At 74.7% G+C, this 1436-nt stretch carries 1 protein-coding gene; it reads left to right on the plus strand.

What is annotated here, in order from left to right:
• Positions 1-1211: alpha/beta hydrolase family protein (locus tag QH283_RS18815; protein WP_432420749.1), on the plus strand; the 1211-nt coding region annotated here is incomplete at its 5' end.
• Positions 1212-1436 lie beyond the last annotated feature (225 nt).

Raw genomic sequence — 1436 nt, forward strand, 5'->3', positions numbered from 1 at the left:
GGCGCGCGCTGGCCGCGCTGTCGGCGGTGCTGGTGCTGGTGCTCGCCGCCGCCTGCGGCACGGGCGGCGAGCCGCGATCCCCGCGCGGCGAGGTGGTCTCGGTGAGCCCCATCTCGGTCATGGGCAGGGAGGAGACCGCCGATTTCCTCGCCGACCGCACCCTCGAGGCCCCGGTCCGCAACGGTGTGGCGGCCTCGCGCGTGGAGTACCGCACCGTCGACGCCGAGGGCAGGCCGACGACCGCCACCGGCCTGGTGGTTCTGCCCGATACCCAGCCGCCCGGTGGCGTCTCGCCCGGTGACACAGCCGAACCGCTGCCCATCGTCAGCTACGCGCACGGCACCGTGTTGCGCAAGGACGAGGCGCCCTCGGTCGGCGGCGCCAACGACCGCGCGCGCACCATCGCCTTCGCCGCGGGCGGCGCGATCGGCGTCGCCCCCGACTATCTCGGCCTCGGGCAGGGCCCCGGGCGCCATCCCTACGCGCACGCGCCCACCGAGGCGAGCGCCTCGCTCGACCTGCTGCGCGCCGCCCGCACCCTCGCCGAGGAGCGCGGCCTCGCCGTCGCGCCCGAGGTCTACATCCTCGGCTTCTCCCAGGGCGGCCAGGCCGCCGTCGCGCTGGCCCGCGAACTGCGCGAACACCCCGACAGCGGTTTCGTCCTCGGCGCGCTCGCCGCCGCCAGCGGCCCCTACGACATCCGCGAGGCGCAGACTCCCGCCGCGCTCGACGGCCGGGTCAGCCCCCGTGCGGCGGTGGTCTATCTGGCCTACTGGATCACCGCCATGAACCGGATCTACCACGTCTACGACGATCCGTCCGAGGCCTTCCTGCCGCCCTACGACGAGCACGTCGAGGATCTGTTCGACGGCTTCCACGGCGTCTTCGACCTCGCGGGCCGCCTGCCGGAGACCCCGGGGGAACTGCTCACCCCCCGCTACCTGGAGTGGGCGGCCGAACCCACCGGTCCCGCCCTGGAGGCGATGAACGACAACGACATCTGCGACTGGACGACCACCGCCCCGGTGCGCCTCTACGCCTCCGAGGCCGACCGCAGCGTCGCCGCCACCAATACCGAGGAGTGCCTGGAAACCCTGCGCGGGGAACGTGTCGAGCACGTCGACCTCACCCCCATGGACCACGGCGCCACCGGCCGCGCCGCCGTCGCCGACGCCCTGCTCTGGTTCGACGAACTCGTCCACGCGCGCTGATCGGACGCGCACCGGAACCGCGGTTCGCCGGACGATCGCGGAACGGTCGCGACACACTCGGCGAAGGGGTCGCGTTCGTGTGGGCCTGCTGCGGTGGGGTGTCCCCCGGACATGGAAAGGTGGGGGCGGGGGGGGGGGGGGCGGGGGGCGCGGAATGGGGGGGGGGGTGGGAGGGGGGCGCGAGGGGGGGGCGCGCGGGGGGGGGGGGGGGGGTTTGCAGGTTAA

The sequence above is a fragment of the Nocardia farcinica genome (genome assembly GCF_029867845.1).
Taxonomy (GTDB): Bacteria; Actinomycetota; Actinomycetes; order Mycobacteriales; family Mycobacteriaceae; genus Nocardia; species Nocardia farcinica_A.